This is a genomic window from Bacillus sp. z60-11 (assembly GCF_046464135.1).
GTDB lineage: Bacteria > Bacillota > Bacilli > Bacillales > Bacillaceae > Bacillus > Bacillus sonorensis_A.
On the sequence record NZ_JBIYSN010000018.1, the window covers coordinates 1 to 1,137 of the forward strand.

Annotated in this window: 9 tRNA genes and 1 rRNA gene; all 10 read left to right on the plus strand. The window is 49.1% G+C overall.

The features are described from left to right. Positions 1–5: 5 nt before the first annotated feature. The 10 genes from rrf (at position 6) to ACINLD_RS22245 (ending at position 959) form a co-directional block, all read left to right on the plus strand. Positions 6–121 (plus strand): 5S ribosomal RNA (rrf, locus tag ACINLD_RS22200). 20 nt (positions 122–141) lie between these two features. Beyond that, positions 142–217 (plus strand) — tRNA-Val (locus ACINLD_RS22205). A 19-nt stretch (positions 218–236) separates the two neighbouring features. Next, positions 237–312: transfer RNA gene (locus tag ACINLD_RS22210), tRNA-Thr, on the plus strand. Between the two features lie 35 nt (positions 313–347). Continuing rightward, a tRNA-Lys gene (locus ACINLD_RS22215) sits at positions 348–423 on the plus strand. A 5-nt stretch (positions 424–428) separates the two neighbouring features. After that, positions 429–511: transfer RNA gene (locus ACINLD_RS22220), tRNA-Leu, on the plus strand. A gap of 22 nt (positions 512–533) precedes the next feature. Continuing rightward, positions 534–608, plus strand: a tRNA-Gly gene (locus ACINLD_RS22225). A 9-nt stretch (positions 609–617) separates the two neighbouring features. After that, a tRNA-Leu gene (locus ACINLD_RS22230) sits at positions 618–703 on the plus strand. Between the two features lie 9 nt (positions 704–712). After that, positions 713–789 (plus strand) — tRNA-Arg (locus tag ACINLD_RS22235). Between the two features lie 10 nt (positions 790–799). Then, positions 800–876: transfer RNA gene (locus tag ACINLD_RS22240), tRNA-Pro, on the plus strand. A gap of 7 nt (positions 877–883) precedes the next feature. Then, positions 884–959 (plus strand) — tRNA-Ala (locus tag ACINLD_RS22245). Positions 960–1,137 lie beyond the last annotated feature (178 nt).

Sequence of the window (1,137 nt, forward strand, 5' to 3'; positions counted from 1 at the left end):
TAAGGTTTGGTGGCGATAGCGAAGAGGTCACACCCGTTCCCATGCCGAACACGGAAGTTAAGCTCTTCAGCGCCGATGGTAGTTGGGGGCTTCCCCCTGTGAGAGTAGGACGCCGCCAAGCTGTTGCACGCAAGTGCAAACGGAGGATTAGCTCAGCTGGGAGAGCATCTGCCTTACAAGCAGAGGGTCGGCGGTTCGATCCCGTCATCCTCCACCATTAAATATCTTCATAACGGGCCGGTGTAGCTCAATTGGTAGAGCAACTGACTTGTAATCAGTAGGTTGGGGGTTCAAGTCCTCTTGCCGGCACCACTTTTTTATGATATTATATTAAAGTCTCTTTTAAAGAGCCATTAGCTCAGTTGGTAGAGCATCTGACTTTTAATCAGAGGGTCGAAGGTTCGAGTCCTTCATGGCTCACCATTTATGCGGGTGTGGCGGAATTGGCAGACGCGCTAGACTTAGGATCTAGTGTCTTTACGGCGTGGGGGTTCGAGTCCCTTCACCCGCATTATAAAAAATAGTTTTCATATGCGGAAGTAGTTCAGTGGTAGAACACCACCTTGCCAAGGTGGGGGTCGCGGGTTCGAATCCCGTCTTCCGCTCCAACCATCCACGCCGGGGTGGTGGAATTGGCAGACACACAGGACTTAAAATCCTGCGGTAGGTGACTACCGTGCCGGTTCAAGTCCGGCCCTCGGCATTAACATATGCGCCCGTAGCTCAATTGGATAGAGCGTTTGACTACGGATCAAAAGGTTAGGGGTTCGACTCCTCTCGGGCGCGCCATTATGTGTAACGGGAAGTAGCTCAGCTTGGTAGAGCACATGGTTTGGGACCATGGGGTCGCAGGTTCGAATCCTGTCTTCCCGACCATTCCTTTGGGGCCTTAGCTCAGCTGGGAGAGCGCCTGCTTTGCACGCAGGAGGTCAGCGGTTCGATCCCGCTAGGCTCCACCATTTATTTTTAAAAAAGCACTTGACTATTTATCTTAATAAAGATATAATAATAGAGTTGCTTTAATAATGATCTTTGAAAACTAAACAAGACAAAACGTACCTGTTAATTCATTTTTAAATAAATCGCACATGCGAGTGTGCGTAGTCATTATCAAACTTTTCATGGAGAGTTTGATCC